Source organism: Paracoccus maritimus, from assembly GCF_025195095.1.
Taxonomy (GTDB): domain Bacteria; phylum Pseudomonadota; class Alphaproteobacteria; order Rhodobacterales; family Rhodobacteraceae; genus Paracoccus; species Paracoccus maritimus.
The window spans coordinates 22,944-39,540 of sequence record NZ_JANAVZ010000012.1; the positions used below are offsets into that span (position 1 = coordinate 22,944).

The 16,597-nt window shown below is 63.6% G+C and carries 18 protein-coding genes; 13 read left to right on the plus strand and 5 right to left on the minus strand.

Translation table 11 applies throughout. The features are described 5' to 3' along the window. Positions 1–5: 5 nt before the first annotated feature. From MU516_RS16545 to MU516_RS16555, 3 genes are all read right to left on the minus strand, one after another. Positions 6–572, minus strand: a complete 567-nt coding sequence (locus MU516_RS16545; RefSeq protein WP_260278378.1) for a TRAP transporter small permease subunit — start codon at positions 570–572, stop codon at positions 6–8. A gap of 57 nt (positions 573–629) precedes the next feature. Beyond that, positions 630–1,640 (minus strand): TRAP transporter substrate-binding protein, encoded by a 1,011-nt coding sequence (locus MU516_RS16550; RefSeq protein ID WP_260278379.1) that lies wholly within the window; start codon positions 1,638–1,640, stop codon positions 630–632. A 73-nt stretch (positions 1,641–1,713) separates the two neighbouring features. Beyond that, positions 1,714–2,502, minus strand: coding sequence for a GntR family transcriptional regulator (locus MU516_RS16555; RefSeq protein WP_260278380.1), 789 nt, complete (start codon positions 2,500–2,502; stop codon positions 1,714–1,716). An 89-nt stretch (positions 2,503–2,591) separates the two neighbouring features. Here MU516_RS16555 and MU516_RS16560 point away from each other — a divergent pair, with 89 nt between their 5' ends. Both MU516_RS16560 and MU516_RS16565 read left to right on the plus strand, forming a co-directional pair. Next, the gene (locus MU516_RS16560; RefSeq protein WP_260278381.1) at positions 2,592–3,797 is read left to right on the plus strand and encodes a mandelate racemase/muconate lactonizing enzyme family protein; all 1,206 of its coding nucleotides are present in this window, start codon (positions 2,592–2,594) and stop codon (positions 3,795–3,797) included. Further along, positions 3,794–4,564 (plus strand): SDR family oxidoreductase, encoded by a 771-nt coding sequence (locus MU516_RS16565; protein WP_260278382.1) that lies wholly within the window; start codon positions 3,794–3,796, stop codon positions 4,562–4,564. Before MU516_RS16560 ends, MU516_RS16565 begins: the two co-directional genes overlap by 4 nt. Positions 4,565–4,627: 63 nt before the next feature. Here MU516_RS16565 and MU516_RS16570 read toward each other — a convergent pair whose 3' ends face one another. Beyond that, positions 4,628–5,533, minus strand: coding sequence for a LysR family transcriptional regulator (locus tag MU516_RS16570; RefSeq protein WP_260278383.1), 906 nt, complete (start codon positions 5,531–5,533; stop codon positions 4,628–4,630). A 150-nt stretch (positions 5,534–5,683) separates the two neighbouring features. On the opposite strand from MU516_RS16570, the gene MU516_RS16575 reads away from it, so the two are divergent. The 9 genes from MU516_RS16575 to MU516_RS16615 all read left to right on the plus strand — a co-directional run bounded on the left by MU516_RS16575 (position 5,684) and on the right by MU516_RS16615 (position 14,437). After that, the gene (locus MU516_RS16575; RefSeq protein WP_260278384.1) at positions 5,684–6,721 is read left to right on the plus strand and encodes an ABC transporter substrate-binding protein; all 1,038 of its coding nucleotides are present in this window, start codon (positions 5,684–5,686) and stop codon (positions 6,719–6,721) included. A gap of 5 nt (positions 6,722–6,726) precedes the next feature. Beyond that, positions 6,727–7,542, plus strand: coding sequence for an ABC transporter ATP-binding protein (locus tag MU516_RS16580; protein ID WP_247740345.1), 816 nt, complete (start codon positions 6,727–6,729; stop codon positions 7,540–7,542). Continuing rightward, the gene (locus tag MU516_RS16585) at positions 7,542–8,345 is read left to right on the plus strand and encodes an ABC transporter permease (protein ID WP_260278385.1); all 804 of its coding nucleotides are present in this window, start codon (positions 7,542–7,544) and stop codon (positions 8,343–8,345) included. The genes MU516_RS16580 and MU516_RS16585 overlap by 1 nt, the downstream gene beginning before the upstream one ends. A 78-nt stretch (positions 8,346–8,423) precedes the next feature. Then, positions 8,424–9,788: an FAD-dependent oxidoreductase gene (locus MU516_RS16590; RefSeq protein ID WP_260278386.1), complete on the plus strand. Its 1,365-nt coding sequence runs from the start codon at positions 8,424–8,426 to the stop codon at positions 9,786–9,788. Between the two features lie 12 nt (positions 9,789–9,800). Beyond that, entirely contained in the window at positions 9,801–10,970 is a 1,170-nt protein-coding gene (locus tag MU516_RS16595; RefSeq protein WP_260278387.1) for a CaiB/BaiF CoA transferase family protein, read from the plus strand. Further along, the gene (locus MU516_RS16600) at positions 10,967–11,743 is read left to right on the plus strand and encodes an enoyl-CoA hydratase-related protein (protein WP_260278388.1); all 777 of its coding nucleotides are present in this window, start codon (positions 10,967–10,969) and stop codon (positions 11,741–11,743) included. Before MU516_RS16595 ends, MU516_RS16600 begins: the two co-directional genes overlap by 4 nt. A gap of 10 nt (positions 11,744–11,753) precedes the next feature. After that, complete coding sequence (locus MU516_RS16605) at positions 11,754–12,095, plus strand: 4Fe-4S dicluster domain-containing protein (RefSeq protein WP_260278389.1); 342 nt, start codon at positions 11,754–11,756, stop codon at positions 12,093–12,095. A gap of 11 nt (positions 12,096–12,106) precedes the next feature. Then, entirely contained in the window at positions 12,107–12,973 is an 867-nt protein-coding gene (locus MU516_RS16610; RefSeq protein ID WP_260278390.1) for a dihydrodipicolinate synthase family protein, read from the plus strand. A gap of 18 nt (positions 12,974–12,991) precedes the next feature. Beyond that, entirely contained in the window at positions 12,992–14,437 is a 1,446-nt protein-coding gene (locus MU516_RS16615) for an aldehyde dehydrogenase family protein (protein ID WP_260278391.1), read from the plus strand. Between the two features lie 2 nt (positions 14,438–14,439). Here the strand turns inward: MU516_RS16615 and MU516_RS16620 are convergent, their stop codons facing one another. Then, positions 14,440–15,345, minus strand: coding sequence for a LysR family transcriptional regulator (locus MU516_RS16620; protein ID WP_260278392.1), 906 nt, complete (start codon positions 15,343–15,345; stop codon positions 14,440–14,442). Between the two features lie 102 nt (positions 15,346–15,447). Between MU516_RS16620 and MU516_RS16625 the strand changes: the two genes are divergently transcribed. Both MU516_RS16625 and MU516_RS16630 read left to right on the plus strand, forming a co-directional pair. Further along, entirely contained in the window at positions 15,448–15,768 is a 321-nt protein-coding gene (locus MU516_RS16625) for a nuclear transport factor 2 family protein (protein WP_260278393.1), read from the plus strand. Continuing rightward, positions 15,768–16,547 carry an SDR family oxidoreductase gene (locus MU516_RS16630; RefSeq protein ID WP_260278394.1) on the plus strand — a complete coding sequence of 260 codons (780 nt, stop codon included), beginning with the start codon at positions 15,768–15,770 and terminating at the stop codon, positions 16,545–16,547. The genes MU516_RS16625 and MU516_RS16630 overlap by 1 nt, the downstream gene beginning before the upstream one ends. Positions 16,548–16,597 lie beyond the last annotated feature (50 nt).

Sequence of the window (16,597 nt, forward strand, 5' to 3'; positions counted from 1 at the left end):
GTTGGTTATCCTTTGGCCCGGCGGGCGTAGTTCACGGCAAGGATCAGGAACTGCACGACCAGCAGGATCATGACCACGAAGATGAAGATCTTGATTAGTGCGGGTGTCGGCGGGCTCCAGGCGCTGCCGGTCGTTTCCAGTCGAATATCGCCCGACGGCGTCCAGACAGCGCGCGTGACCATGTGCCATGCGGCATAGGCGAAGAAGCCCGAGGCGACCGCAGAGATCACGGAAATCACGATGTCGAAGATCCTGCGCGTGCCAGCAGGCAGGACGTCATAGATCAGCACGACCCGGATATGGCTGTTGCGGCTGGTGCAGTACAATCCGCCAAAGGTGAACGCCAGGCCGCACAGGAAGACCGTCGTCTCATGCGCCCAGATCGTAGGGCTGTTCAGCAGATAGCGCATGAACACTTCGTACAGAAGCACGGCGGCCGAGATGACGATACCGGCGGCAAAGACATAGGAGATGCGATCCACCATTCGCCCCATCAGGCCGGATTCGGGCGGGATGTGGCTGGTGGGCGTGCCGATCGCGGCAATGTCGATCTGTTGATGATCTTCGGTCATGGGCGTTCCCCGGAATGAAAAGGCCGCCCCGCGAAATCGGGGCGGCCCTGAACAGGCTTACTCCAGCATGCCCTTGTCGTTCAGATAGGCGATCAGGGTGTCATAGACCTGCTGCGCCATCGGCGATTGGCCGGCAATCTTCTGCCATTCCTCGGTGCCCAGCTTACGGAACTTGGCGCGCTCTTCGTCGGACCAGTTGTGAACGGTGATGTTGGGATCGGCCTCGGCCTCTGCCAGCGCCTTTTCGTCGGCGTCACGATTGCCTTGCAGCTGGGTCTGCTGGAATTCCTTTACGGTTTCTTCCAGCAACGCCTTCATATCGTCGGGCAGCGCGTCCCATTTCGCCTTGTTCATCGACACTTCGACCAGCGGCAGCGAATGGAAGCCGGGATAGACCGGATGCGGCGCGGTCTTGTTCAGGCCCTGTTGCTGGTTCACCGAAAAGACCGAATAATCGGCCGCATCAACGACGCCCTTGTCCAGCGACGTATAGACCTCGGATGAGGGCAGGTTCACCGGCGAGGCACCGGCCGCCGCGAACACGTTGGCGATCGGCCCTTCGGGCGTGCGGACCTTGACGCCCTTCAGGTCGTCAACGCCCTCAAGCGGCACGCGCGACACGAAAGCTTCAAGCCCGGGCGTCGAGACGCCGATGAAGTGCAGGCCATAGCTGCCAAGCAGTTCCTGCATGATCTCCTTGCCGCCGCCATTCTCGACGAAGTCGATCATCTGTTCGGGATCGGACCAGGCCCCGACCGGGTTCGAGATCAGGCCGAAGGCAGGGTCCTTCCCGGCCCAGTAGGAACTGTCGCAGATCTGACCGTCCAGGATGCCCGCGGCGACAGCATCCAGAGTTTCGTTGTATTCGACAACTGAACCCACGGGCAGCATCTCGATCTGGATCTTGCCATCCGACCGCTCGGCGACCAGTTCGGTCCAGCCTTTCTGGAACTCGTAGTTCGGGTTGCCGGCCGGATCCGACGACTGGAACTTGAAGCTGTATTCCTGGGCAGCGACACCGCTGGCCGTCAGGATAAGGGCCATCGTGGCCGCATGGATCAGTTTCATCTTAGTCCTCCCTGTACTTCAGATGTTTCTGGATTTGTCTGGCGTGGCGGATAGCCGCTGCACGCCGTTCGGGCTAGGACGCCCGTCCTCCCGGACCCTCGTCGAGACCGAAGCTTATATCCAGCAGCGCCGGATCAATGTTGCGTTCCAGCCGGTCCAGCATGACCAGCCCGAATTCGACCAGCCGGTCCGACATGGTCCGCGCCAGCGCCACGTCGCCCGCAAGCACGGCGCGCATGATTGCCAGATGGTTTTCGACCGTTTCCTCCAGCCCCTGCTGTCCGCTGACCTTGCTGATATCCAGAAAGCCCGCGCGCCGCCCCAGCGCCTTCAATGGACGCAAGCTGCGTTCCAGAAACCGTTCGCGCGAAGCCTCGATCATCAGCCGGTCGAAGGCCTTGTCCAGCACGTTGAACTGGTCCAGCGTGATCGTCGGCTGCTGATCCTCCAGCCTGCGCATGATGTGATACAGACGGGCGCGCTCGTTCCCCTCCATCTCCGATATGACGGCCCCAACCACGAAACGGTCCATATCCCGGCGCAGATCGGCAAGCCTGCGCTCGCGCGCCAGATCGATCGGCGATACGAGCAGGCCGTTTCTTGGCTGAACATCCAGCAACGTCTCGGCCGCCAATCGCCTGACCGCCTGATGGACGGGTGTCCGACCCAGCCCCGTCAACCCTTGCAGATCCTGCGTCCGCAACGTCGATCCGGGCGCAAGTCGCAGGGATACGAACAACTCCTCGATCCGCTCATAGGCGACGCTGGTGAGGTCTCCCGATGGCGGTGTCAGCGCGGCATCGGCACCTTCAGGGGCTTCCTGCCCCTTCAGTCGTTCCGATGTTTTGCCTTGAACACCCATCAAGTCTCTCCTATTGATGTTTTCTGATATTTCACAGCATATCTATAAAGTCAACGCGATTCGTTGGCGATTCGAGCGGAGGACACAGGGTGAAGATCACGGCGATAGAGACGCTGCGCACCGAGGAATTTTCGAATGTGCTGTGGGTCAGACTGCATACCGACGAAGGCAGCATCGGCCTTGGCGAGACGTTCTATGGTGCTGCGGCGGTCGAGGCGCATATCCACAACACCCTGGCCGTGCGCTTGTTGGGCAAGGACCCGACCCGGATCGAGGCGCTGAACCGCGCGATGGTCGATCTGCCGATGGCGCAAAGCTCGACCGGCGTCGAATACCGCGCGGCCTCGGCCATCGACATCGCGCTGTGGGACCTGTTCGGCAAGATCACCGGCCAGCCGGTACACAACCTGCTGGGCGGGCTGAACTGCGACCGGCTGCGGATCTACAACACCTGCGCCGGCTATGGCTATGTGCGCAGCAACAATATCCGCCCGGTGGACACCTGGAATATCGGCCGCACAGAGGGTCCCTACGAAGATCTGAACGCCTTCATGACCGATGCGGGCGCGCTGGCCGAAAACCTGCTGGAAAGCGGCATCACCGCGATGAAGATCTGGCCTTTCGATCCGCCGGCGCAGGAAAACCGCGGCATGTTCATCACCGCCGAACAGATGCGCACGGCGCTTGAGCCGTTCGAGAAGATCCGCAAGCGCGTCGGCGACAAGATGGACATCATGGTCGAGTTCCATTGCCTGTGGAACCTGCCGGCCGCCAAGCAGATCGCGCGCGCGCTGGAGCCTTATCAGCCGTTCTGGTACGAAGACCCGATCCGCATGAACAGCCCGCAAGCGTTGGAGGAATACGCCGCCTCGACCGATGTCTGGGTCTGCGCCAGCGAGACGCTTGGGTCGCGCTTTCCCTACAAGGACATGCTGGACCGGGGCGCGCTGCATGTCGCGATGGTCGATCTGTGCTGGACTGGTGGGCTGACCGAGGGTCGCAAGATCGCCGCGCTGGCCGACACCTATCACCGTCCCTTCGCGCCGCATGACTGCACCGGCCCTGTCGGGTTCGTCGCCGCGATCCACGCCTCGTTCAGCCAGCCCAACACGCTGATCCAGGAATCTGTGCGCGCCTTCTATGACGGCTGGTATCGCGAACTGGTCACCGAAATGCCGGTGATCCGCGACGGCCACGCCCTGCCCATGCAGGGGCCGGGCCTGGGGACCGACCTGCTGCCCGCCGTCTATGAGCGCAGCGACCTGACCGTCCGCAAATCGGAGTTGAAGACATGACCACAAGAAACCTGTTCGACCTGACCGGCCGCACCGCCCTTGTCACCGGATCGACCCGTGGTCTGGGTCGCGCCATTGCCGAAGGCTTTGCCGCCGCGGGCGCCGCGTTGGTCATCAATGGCCGCGACCCTAACAAGACCGAGGCCGCCGCCCAAGAGATGCGCGATGCGGGCATGACCGTGCGCGCCGCAGCCTTTGACGTCACCGACGAAAAGGCCGTCGAAGCCGTGTTCCGCGATCTGGATGCCGAAGGGATCGAGATCGACATTCTGGTGAACAATGCCGGCATCCAGCATCGTCAGCCGATGGTCGAACTGGCGCTGGCCGACTGGCAAAGGGTGATCGACACCAATCTGACCAGCGCCTTCCTGCTGGGTCGCGAGGCGGCGAAACGGATGATCCCGCGCGGCCGCGGCAAGGTCATCAATATCGGATCACTGACCAGCGAACTGGCCCGCGCGACGGTCATTCCCTATACCGTCGCCAAGGGGGGCATCCGTCTGCTGACCAAGGGCATGGCCGCCGAATGGACGCCGCACGGCATTCAGGCCAACGCGATCGGGCCGGGCTACATGCTGACCGAGATGAACGAGGCGCTGACCTCGAACCCCGATTTCGATGCCTGGGTCAAGGGTCGCACCCCAGCCGGCCGCTGGGGCCGTCCGGATGAACTGGTCGGCACGGCGATCTATCTGGCCTCGGATGCCTCGAACTATGTCAGCGGCCAGTTGATCTTCGTTGACGGGGGGATGATCTCGGTCCTCTAGGGGCCATAGGTTCGGATCCCTGCCTTCAGCATCCGAACCGCCGCAGGCCCGCGCCTGGAAGGATCAGGAATCCAGGCGCATGCCTGCCATCTCGCGGGCCAGTGCGTCGCACATCAGGCGTTTCGCGGGATCGATAGAGCTTGTGGCCGACACGAAGATCCCGACGCGGATGTTCGCAAGCATCTCCTGGATCAGGGGAATGAAGCGCAGTTGGCCGCTTTCGATGTCGTCGTGGAACCCGATCTTGGTATAAAGACCGATGCCGTGCCCGCTGAGGATCATCAGCTTCGCAAGCGAAAGCGTGTTCGTGAAGATGTGGGTGGACAAGGGCGTCACCAGCGTTGTGATCGCGTGATCGATGATCGAATTACCCCCCCGCGCGTCGATCGTGCGGACAAGCCTGTAGGTCGCGATATCTTCGATCGTCACACTGGTCCGGCCAGCCAGCGGGTGGTCGGGACGCAGAATGACGCCGAACGGGGCCGATTTCTCGGATAGCAGCCGGACGCCCGGCTGATCCGAAAAGGTGAAGGCGACGCCGACCTCAGCGGTGCCGCTGGCCACCGCATGCACCGCATCCTCGGGCTGCGAGGTGGTCACCGAGATCGAGATGTCCGGATAGACCTTTCCGAATTCGTTCATCGCGCGCGGCAGGCAACCCATCGTCATGGAATCGATCGTGTGGATGTTGATATGACCCGTTCGCAGGTCACGCATGTCGTCGATCAGGATTTTCGTCCGTTCGAAGTCATGCAGCACGGTGCGACAGTGCTCCAGAAGGATGGTGCCCACGGCCGTCAGCTCGACGCCCTCTGGCGTGCGGTCGAAGATGGAAACGCCCAACCTTTGTTCGACGCTGATGATCTTGCGATTGACGGACGTGGAAGACACGTTGAGCAGCTGCGCCGCCTTGCGGATCGACCGCTGTCGGGCAACCTCGTCAAAATACCTGAGAAAACTCGAATGCATGCGGCCGCCTGCCGAAGGACAAAGGGGGTGGTGCGTTTTCCGCACCACCGTTGGCAGAACTTTCTCCTACCTGCACCGCCCGCGCAACGGTAAAGTCATTTTAACAAGGTCGAAACAAGGGCCGCTTTCCCACCGACAGGAGAGACGCGAATGACGCAAGATAAGATGACGCTTGACCGCCGCGGTCTGTTGCGCGGCATGACGGCCTTTGGGGCTGCCCTCGCCGGGACGCATATCGGTATCGAAAAAGCCTGGGCCGCCGATACCCATACCGTGAAGCTGCAGCTTGGCTGGCTGGCCGGGAACGGTATCCTGGGTGAACTGGCCGCCGACGCGAATGGATATTTCGCGGAAGAAGGGCTGTCACTTGAGGTCGTGGCCGGCGGTCCGAACGTGGATGGCGTGGCCTCGGTCGCGTCGGGTCGGGCACAGATCGGTTCGATCAGTTCCAGCCCGTCGCTGATGCTGGCAAGATCGCAGGGACTGCCCATCAAGTGCATCGCCGCCGGATATCAGCAGCATCCGTTCACCTATTTCTCGCTTGAGAAGAACCCGGTGCGTCAGCCGAAAGACCTGATCGGCAAGACCGTGGCAACCAACGGGACCGCCAGGATCCTGTTGCAGGCACTGCTGGCGGCCAATGACATTCCCGAAGATCAGGTCGAGGTGCTGGTGATGGGGGCCGACATGACGCCCCTGCTGACCGGACAGGCCGACGTGGTGACCGGCTGGAAAACGAATGTCGGCGCGCTGTCGGTCCTGGGACCGGATCGGGTCGACATGAGCCTGTGGGACGCCGGGATCAGGCTTTACGCCAATCCCTATTACGTCAACGACAGCGCGCTGACCGATCACCCCGACCAGGTCCGCGGCATGCTGCGGGCCATCGCACGCGGCTGGGGCTGGGTGCATGACAACCCCCAGGAAGCGGTCGATATCCTTGTCTCGCGCTATCCCAATCTGGACCGCGAATCCGAATTGGCGGCGGTGGACGCCGTCGTCAAATACAGCTTCGACGAGAACACACGCCAGAACGGCTGGGGTACCATGACGCCCGATAACTGGCAGGACCAGATCGACATTTATGACCGACTGGGCCAGTTCGAAGGCGGGGCGCCGCAGGTCGACGACATCATGACGCTGTCGGTGCTGGATGAAATCGCCGCATCGCGGCCGGTCTACGGGTGATGGGCATGATGGAATCGAAAGCCACGCTGACGGGGCAGCCGATCGACGCGCTGCCCGCCGAAATCCCGGCCGCCGCGCTGAAGGCCGCCACGGTCCGCTTTGGCACCTACACCGCCATCGAAGAGCTTGATCTGCAGATCGAGGCCGGTGCCTTCTACACCATTCTGGGTCCCTCGGGCTGCGGCAAATCGACGATGCTGCGGCTGGTCTCGGACTTGATCCCTGCGGCGGGCGGCGATGTGTCAATCTTCGGGAAGACGACCGAACAGGCGCGTCTTGCCCGCGAATTCGCCTTCGTCTTCCAGGATGCGGCACTGCTGCCCTGGCGATCGGCGCTGAAGAATGTCGAATTGCCGCTAGAGATCGGACGCAAGCGGAATGTCGAGATCCCTGTCGGGCCGCGCAGCCCGCGGGAATTGCTGGAACTGGTCGGCCTGAAGGGGCGCGAAAACGCGCTGCCCCATGAATTGTCGGGCGGCATGCGTCAGCGCGTCGCGATCGCAAGGGCGCTGCTGTGCCAGCCGAAACTGTTGCTGATGGACGAACCCTTCGGCGCGCTGGACGAGATGACGCGCGACCGGCTGAACCTTCAGTTGCTGGATATCTGGCGCGAGACCGGCACGACCATCCTGTTCGTCACGCATTCGATCTCCGAGGCCGTGTTCCTTGGGCAGAAGGTCATCATGCTGCGCGCCAATCCCGGCCGCCTGCGCGAGATCGTCGATATCGACCTGCCCGAACCGCGCCAGATGAAACTGCGCGACACCCCCGAATTCAACCGCTACTGCGGCTATCTTCGCGAACTTCTGGAGACCTGCTGATGGCTGTCGCCGAGACAATCGACATCGTCGATCCCGAAATCCAGGCTCGCAACGCCGCCCGGAAACAGAAGCTGATGTCAGCGGTCGTACCGCTGGCGACGGCGGCGGGTCTTGTCGCCTTGTGGCAACTGGGCGTGAAGGGGTTCGGCGTTCCGACCTATATCGCGCCTGCCCCCTCGGACGTCGCCGCGACCTTCGTCGAGAAATTCCCGCTGCTGATGCAGAATTTCTGGCCCACATTCATCGAAAGCGTGGCCGGCTTCGCGGTCGGCAACCTGGCCGCGATCCTGATCGCCGTGGCCTTCGTTCATTCCCGCAATGTCGAACGGGCGTTCTTTCCCATCGCGGTCTTCGTGAACACGATCCCGATCCTGGCGATCGCCCCGATCCTGGTGCTGATCTTCGGACCCGGCATGACCGCGAAGGTGGTGATCGCGGCCCTGATCTGCTTCTTCCCGACCTTGGTCAACATGGTGCGGGGCCTGCAATCGGTCAGCCCGCAGACGCTGGAACTGGCGCGGATCCTGTCGGCATCGAAAACCGAGGTGTTCTGGAAGATGCGCCTGCCATCCTCACTGCCGTTCCTGTTCTCGGCACTGAAGATCTCGGCGACGACCTCGGTCATCGGCGCCATCGTCGGCGAATGGGTCGGCGCGGATCTGGGACTGGGGGCGCTGATCATCGATGCGACCTTCAACTTCAATTCGCCGCTGCTTTACGCGACCGTGCTGATGTCTTCGGGCCTGTCGGTCCTGATGTTCACGCTGGTCTCGCTGGCCGAACGCCGGATCGTTCGCTGGTAGCCTAAAGGCCTTCAAGCAAAAGAGAAATCGACGCCGCAGGCATGGACCCGCCGCGGCGTGACAGGAGGAGTTTGTCCAATGACCGAACGCAACAAGGACTTCATCGACAGCCGCGCAGAACAGGTTCCCGTCGTGTCGGACACCGATGTGGTGGTGATCGGGGCGGGACCCGCAGGCCTGTCGGCCGCCGTTTCGGCCGCACGGAACGGTGCGCGGGTGACGCTGGTCGAACGCTATCACCATCTGGGCGGCATGGCCTCGGGCGGGATGGTTTTGGTGCTGGACGACATGGTCAATGCCGGCACCGAGATCGTCACGACCGGCATCGTCAGCGAATTCGTGGACCGGATGCAGCGTCAGGACGGTGCCGTCTTTCCGCCGCCCGAGGACTGCCTGACGAATTGGGAAATGTGGCAGAAATGGTCGCGTTGGGGATGCATCGACTTTCACAAGCAGGGCATGCCGCAACCGATCATCCATGCCGTCGCCTTCGATCCCGATGCGTGGAAGCGCGTCAGCCTGGATCTGGTTCAGGAAGCGAAGATCGAACTGCGCACACATAGCTGGTTCTCGGAGGCGCTGGTCGAGGGCAGCCGGGTCACGGGCGTGATCGTGCAGACCAAGCTGGGTCGTCAGGCGATCCGGGCGCGTATGGTCATCGACGCATCGGGTGATCTGGACGTCGCTTCCTCTTCCGGCGCCTCGTTCGCCACAGGACAGTTCATCGTCACCACCGTCTTCCGGCTGATGGATGTCGATACCGCCAAGGCCGAGGCGTTCGAATACCAGAACCCCGAGGCATACAAGGCGCTGGACCGTCAGGCCCGCCGCGTCATCGGAGGGGCCTGGGGCATGTGGTGGCTGAAAACCCCGCTGCCGGGTGTTGTATGGTGCAACTGCCCGCACATGCCGGGCTATGACGGGATGTCGCCCGAACACATGGTCGAGGCCGAATTCGAAGGCCGCCGCCGCATGATGGCGCTGCTGGATTTTGCCCGCGCCAATCTGCCGGGATTCGAGAACGCCAGGATGCTGGGGGCGGCCGAACAGATGGGGATCCGTCAGACGCGGCTGCTGCAGGGTGAATATATCGTCACCAAGGACGACGTGAAGAAACGCCGCCATTTCGCGGACTCGGTCTGCCGGGGTCGCGACTACTACACGCCCTATCGTGCGCTGCTGCCCAAGGGCATCGACAACCTGATCGTCGCGGGCCGTCACTATTCGGTCGAGAGCGAGGCGCAAAAGCAATCGCGCGAGATTCCCCCCTGCATGGCCCAGGGCGAGGCTGCCGGCGTCGCCGTCGCCAAGGCGCTGCAGGCCGATTGCGCGCTGCGGGACGTCGATGTGACGGCGATCCAGAAACAGATGCGCGCGCAGGGCGCCGATCCCGGCGACGTGCCATCGGCCAACGCCCTGATCGAAGAAACCGCCGCAGCGTAAGGAGAAGACATCATGACCAAACAGGCACTTCCTTTGGAAGGCGTTCGCGTCCTTGACTTCACCCAAGTGATGATGGGCCCCTGCGCGACGCAGATGCTGGCCGATTTCGGTGCGGATGTGATCAAGATCGAACGCCCCGGCGAGGGCGATCTGTCGCGGAACTTCTTCGGCGAACCCAGCGAAGAGGCGATGAACAACGCCGTCTTCGCCTCGCTGAACCGCAACAAGCGATCGGTCGAGATCAACACCAAGTCCCAGACGGGGCGCCAGATGATCTACGATCTGGTCGCGCACTCCGACGTGGTGGTGGACAATTTCCGCGCCGGGGTGATGAAGCGACTGGGCTTTGATCATGACACGCTGAAGAAGATCAATCCGCGCATCATCTGCGCCTCGGGCACCGGCTTCGGTGAGGTTGGTCCCTATGCGCACAAGGGCGGGCAGGATGTTCTGGCGCAGGCGATGACCGGGGTCATGGAAAAGACCCAGGATCCTGCGGTTCCCAAGTCCATCTATCCGACAACCTTGTGCGACTATACGGCCGGAATGCACCTTGTTCAGGGCATTCTCGCGGCGCTGCTGGCGCGCGAGAAGACCGGGCGCGGCCAGAAGGTCGGGGTCTCGCTGTATGATTCCATGATCGCCATGCAGATGCAGGAGGCCGCGCAATGGTCCAAGCATCGCGAGGTGCTGAACTGGGCCGCCATGCCGCTGACCGGCGTCTTCGACACGACCGACGGCGCGGTTGTCGTGGTCGGTGCGTTCAAGCCGCATCCACTGCGCGACATCTGTGCCGCGCTGCAGATCGAGGATCTGTCGCCCGACTACCCCAACCTGGCGGCGCAGCGCGCCAACAAGCCGTATCTGCAAGGACGCTTTCGCGACGCCTTTGCCACCAACACCACCGCCCACTGGATCGAGCGGCTGGAACAGCAGGATCTGTTGTGCGCACCGGTCCGGTCACTGGGTGAGGCCTTGGCTGATGACCAGACCGCTGCGAACGGGATGCTTGTCGATATCGACCATCCCATCCTGGGCAAGATCACGCTGGTCGGATCGCCCGTCCATCTCAGCGAGGCGCCGGTGATGGTGCGCCACACCCCGCCACGGCTGGGACAGCACACCGACGAGGTGATCCGCGAATTCGGCCTAGATGCCGTCGCGCGGAAGGAGGCGGTATGAGCGTTCGCTTCGACGTCACGGGTCACGTCGCGCGAGTCACGATCGACCGTCCCGATCGGATGAACGCGGTTGATGCGGCGACCGAAGCCGAACTGAGCCGCATCTGGGCGCTGGTCGAGGCCAGCGATGACATCCGCTGCGTGGTCCTGACCGGCGCGGGCGACCGCGCCTTCAGCGCCGGCGCCGACATGAAAGCCGGCAACGGTCTCAGCGGGCTGGAATACTGGGCCGCGGCAAATCCCGACGGGTTCGGGGGCATCGCGCTGCGGCAAAGCCTGACCGTGCCGGTCATCGCGCGGGTCAACGGCCTGGCCCTGGGCGGCGGGTTTGAAATGGTGCTGGGCGCTGACATCGTGATCGCCTCCAGCACCGCGCGTTTTGGGTTGCCCGAGGCCAAGGTCGGCCGCCTGCCGCTGGATGGCGGCATGGTCGCGCTGCAGCGGCTGATCCCGCGCAACATCGCAGCGGGGCTGATGATGACGGGACGGATGATGCCTGCCGACGAGGCTGCGCGCCTGGGATTGGTCAATGCGGTCGTCCCGCCGGACCAGCTTGACGCCGAGGTGGATGCCTGGGTCGCCGACATCCTGTCCTGCGCGCCCCTTTCCGTGGCTGCGATCAAGGACACGATCCGTGCAACCGCCCATCTGGACCCGCAAGAGGCACGCGACCTGCGTCGGCCGGCGCTGATCGCCGCGCTGCAGTCCGAGGATTCTCTGGAAGGCGTCGCGGCCTTCCGCGAAAAGCGCGCGCCCGTCTGGCGCGGCAGATAGCGGGGATGCCATGACGCTTGTGATCCAGGGCCAATGCATCGACATCAAGGACGGGATCTGCACGACCTCGTGCCCGGTGGACTGCATCTACGAGGGTGAGCGGATGTTCTACATCCACCCGACGGAATGCATCGAATGCGGCATGTGCGAAAGCATCTGCCCGGTCGACGCGATCCGCTACGAGGATGAACTGGACGCAGAAAACGCCATCTTCGCCCGGATCAACCGCGAGGTTTTCCAGGCACCCACGGGCGAGATCGAGGAACCGGGCGGATGGTCGCGCGACATGGCACCGCGCCGCGACCACCCTGACCTGCCGCCGCGGCCCAGCCTGGCCACCCAAGACAACTGAAGGAAACCATCATGCACGGAATTATCGCGGCGGTGCCGACTCCGGTCACCGCGCAGGGCCGGCCTTCAAAGGCCGCGTTTCTGGAACACGCCCGATGGGCGCTTGCCAATGGCTGCGACGGCGTGAACATCCTGGGATCGACAGGCGAGGCGAATTCCTTCGACAGCGTGACCCGACGCGAGATCATGGCAATGGCCGCGAACGGGCTGGATCGCAGCCGCCTGATGGTGGGGACCGGCACCCCGTCGCTGGCCGAAACGATCGCGCTGACACGGCACGCCGATGATCTGGGCTATCCCGTGGCGCTGGTTCTGCCGCCCTACTACTACACCCCGCCTTCGGACGAGGGATTGATCGGCTGGTATCTGGCGCTTGATGCGGCGCTGGCCGACCGGCCAATCCGCGTCTGGTTCTACAACTTCCCGCAGATGACCGGGTTCGTCATTTCTGCATCGGTGATTGAACACCTACACGCCCTTGCCCCGCACCGGTTCGACGGAATCAAGGACAGTTCGGGCGATCTTGACTATTGCCGGCGTCTGGCGACCAGCCTGCGGAACCTACGGGTTTTTCCCAGCTCTGAAACCAGTCTGGCCGAAGGCCGCGCGGCCGGATTTGCGGGCTGCATTTCGGCCACCGCCAACCTGACGGCTCCGACCTGCGCGCGCGTCTGGGCGGGCGAAACGCATCTTGCCGGGCATCTGGCCGATATGCGCGGCGCGGTTTCCGCCCATCCCTTGATTCCTGCGGTCAAGCATCTGGTTGCCCGGCGCACGGGCGATCCCGCCTGGCAGAACGTCCTGCCGCCCTTCACCCGCCTCGGATCGCCCGAGACAAGAATTCTGGACCGCCTGACATCCGAAGTCCTTGCGGCCTGAGCGAAAACGGAGATTTCCATGAAAGACATAAGCGACATCCACGGCCACCTGATCGCAGGCGAATGGCAGCGGGGCGATGACAGCCGCCCGAATGTGAACCCTTCGGATACACGCGACATCATCGGCCTCTATGCCTGTGCCGGTCGCGATGAAGTGGATCGCGCCGTCGGCGCCGCCCGCGCGGCCTTTCAGACCTGGGCCTTCTCTGGTCCGCAAGCGCGTCACGAACTTCTGGACGCCGTCGGCACCGAGTTGTTGACCCGAAAGGACGAGATCGGTCGCCTTCTGGCGCGCGAAGAGGGGAAAACCCTGCCCGAAGCCATCGGAGAGACCGCGCGCGCCGGCCAGGTCTTCAAGTTCTTCGCCGGCGAGGCCTTGCGGGTGACCGGCGATGTGCAACAATCTGTCCGGCCCGGAATAGATGTCGAGGTCAGCAGGGAACCGGTGGGGGTGATCGCCCTGATCACCCCGTGGAACTTCCCCATCGCGATTCCCGCCTGGAAGATCGCGCCCGCGCTGGCCTATGGCAACTGCGTCGTTCTGAAACCGGCCGAGCTGACGCCTGGCTGTGCCCATGTCATCGCGCAGCTTCTGCACAAGCACGGCTGCCCGCCCGGCGTTTTCAGCATGGTGATGGGCTCGGGATCCGTGGTCGGCGACGCGCTGGTGTCGCATCCGGATGTCGATGCGGTTTCCTTCACCGGCTCAGCCGCGACCGGATCGCGGATCGCGTCGACCTGTGGCGGCCTGCGCCGCAAGGTGCAGCTGGAGATGGGCGGCAAGAATCCGATGGTCGTCATGGACGACGCCGACCTGAAAACAGCCGTGCAGGCCTGTCTGAACGGCTCGTTCTTCTCGACCGGGCAGCGCTGTACCGCGTCTTCGCGACTGATCGTGCAAGCGGGCATACACGACGCGTTCGTTCAGGAACTTGCCCGTCAGATGCGCGCGCTGCGTGTGGGCGACGCGCTGCAGGGCGACACGCAGATCGGGCCCGTCGTGGACGAACGTCAGCTGGCCTCGAATCTCGAATATGTCGAACTGGCGCGCCGCGAGGCATCCGAGGTGATCGGTGGCGAACGGCTGGACCTGGCCGCGCCCGGCTTCTATCAGGCCCCTGCCCTGTTCCTTGGCACGAAGAACGACGCTCGCATCAACCGCGAGGAAATTTTCGGCCCCTGTGCGACCGTGATCCGCGTCGATGATTTCGACGAGGCATTGGCCGTCGCGAACGACACCGATTTCGGGCTTTCCGCGGGGATCTGCACCAGCAGCCTGAAGCAGGCCACGCTATTCCGCCGCAAGGTCGAGGCGGGAATGGTCATGGTCAACCTGCCGACTGCAGGTGTCGATTACCATGTGCCGTTCGGCGGCCGCAAAGGGTCATCCTTCGGCCCACGCGAACAGGGGCGCTATGCCGCCGAGTTCTACACGGTGACAAAGACCACCTATCAAAGTGCCTGAGATCAGCCCTGACCGGAACGGCGCGCCGCGACGTCGCGCGCCATCGCGAGGAAGGCGGCAAACCCCGCCGAGGGGTTCCGCCTTCCGGGATAATACAGGCTGAAGCCCGGACGCGACGGCGTCCAATCTTCCAACAGTCGGATCAGCCGACCGGATGCGATGTCGTCGATCACGTCCTGCTCGATGAAGAAGCCGATGCCCGCGCCGTCAAGAACCGCCGCGCGGGCAATCGCGGCCTCGTCCAGCGTCAGTCGTCCCTTGGCATCGATCTGCACGGTTTCACCGTCACGTTCGAAAGGCCACCGGAACAATGCACCATTCGGCAGCCGCACGCGAATGCACTCCTGCAACGGCAGATCCGCCGGGGTTTGCGGCGCGTCATGCGCGGCGATCCATTCCGGCGAGGCCACGACGGCGTATCGCTGCGGTCGGCCCACCGACAGGGCGATCATGTCGCGCGGCACCAGGTCGGCGGGGCGAATACCCAGGTCGAATCCCTCGGCCACGATGTCAACCAGCCGTCCCTCGGTCACCAGATCGACCTGCATCTGGGGAAAGCGGCGCAGGAAGGCCAGCACGAGTGGCGCGATTTCCCGTCCTGCCTGGACCGACGCGTTGATCCGCAGCAGACCCGAAGGTGTCCGGCGCTGCGACCGCGCGCCATCCATCGCACCCCGGATCTCTGTCACCGCCGGACCGATGCGCTCGACGAATTCGCGACCGGCATCGGTCAATGACACGCTGCGCGTGGTTCGGTTGAACAGCCTCACGCCAAGGGCGGTCTCGAGCCGCCTGACAGTATGTGAAAGCGCCGTCGTCGAGATGCCAAGATCGATCGCCGCCGCCCGGAAAGACCCGCGCCGCGCGATGGCCAGAACCGACTCGAGTGCCTTCAGCCCGCTCTCCATTGTCCCGATTCTGTCATCACTTGATGCCGTTTTATCCTGATTATTAACGCGACCGTCCAGCCCTATATCTTGGTTCAGAACCAGAACCGGAAGGACTGCCTCATGCAACTGCCCCGCCCCATCCAGACCTATTTCACCGCGCGTGCGCCACGGGACGGTGACGCCCTTGCCGCCGCATTCGCCTCCGATGCCATCGTCCATGATGAAGGTGCCGACCATCATGGCCCGCAGGCGATCCGCGACTGGTGGCTTGCCGCCAAGGCGAAGTATCATCATCACGCAGAGCCGATGAGCGCGATCGAAACCAGCGGAAAGACCGTGGTCAAGGCAAACGTGACCGGCGATTTTCCGGGCAGCCCGGCCGTGCTGACCTTTACCTTCGGCCTGAACGGTGACCGTATCTCTGACCTGGAGATCGGCTGATGCCTGATTTCCTGGCACTGAACGGCAAGCGCGCGCTGGTCACCGGCGGCACGCAGGGCGCTGGCGCAGCCACCGTCGCGCTGTTCCGTGACTTGGGCGCGCAGGTCATGACGACGGCCCGCAAGCCTCCGGGCGATCTGACCGACGACATGTTCGTTGCCGCGGATCTGACCACGCCCGAGGGATGCGACGCCGTGGCGGCGGCCGTGCGGGCCCGGATGGGCGGCGTCGATATCATCGTTCACATGCTGGGCGGATCATCGGCACCCGGTGGCGGCTTCGCGGCATTGGGCGAGGCGGAATGGCAGGCCGAACTGGCCCTGAACCTGCTTCCTGCGGTGCGTCTGGATCGGACGCTGCTGCCCGGCATGGTCGTGCAAGGCGCGGGGGTGGTGGTTCACGTCACCTCGATCCAGCGTCTTCTGCCGCTGCCCGAGGCGACGACCGCCTATGCTGCCGCCAAGGCGGCACTGTCGGTGTACAGCAAGAGCCTGTCGAAAGAGGTCTCTCCGAATGGCGTGCGCGTGGTCCGCGTGGCGCCGGGATGGATCGAGACCGAGGCATCGGTCCGGCTCAGCGAACGCGTGGCCGCCGAGGCCGGCACCGATCTTGATGGGGGACGACGGATCATCATGGACAGTCTGGGCGGAATCCCGATTGGCCGCCCCTCAACGCCCGCCGAGGTCGCCAACCTGATCGCCTTCCTCGCCTCGGATCTCGCCGCGACGATCACCGGCACGGAATACGTCATCGACGGGGGAACGGTGCCGACCGCCTGAGGCGGCGTGGTGGCGATAGAGACGTTGTGCAGGCTGCTGCGTCCCTTGAC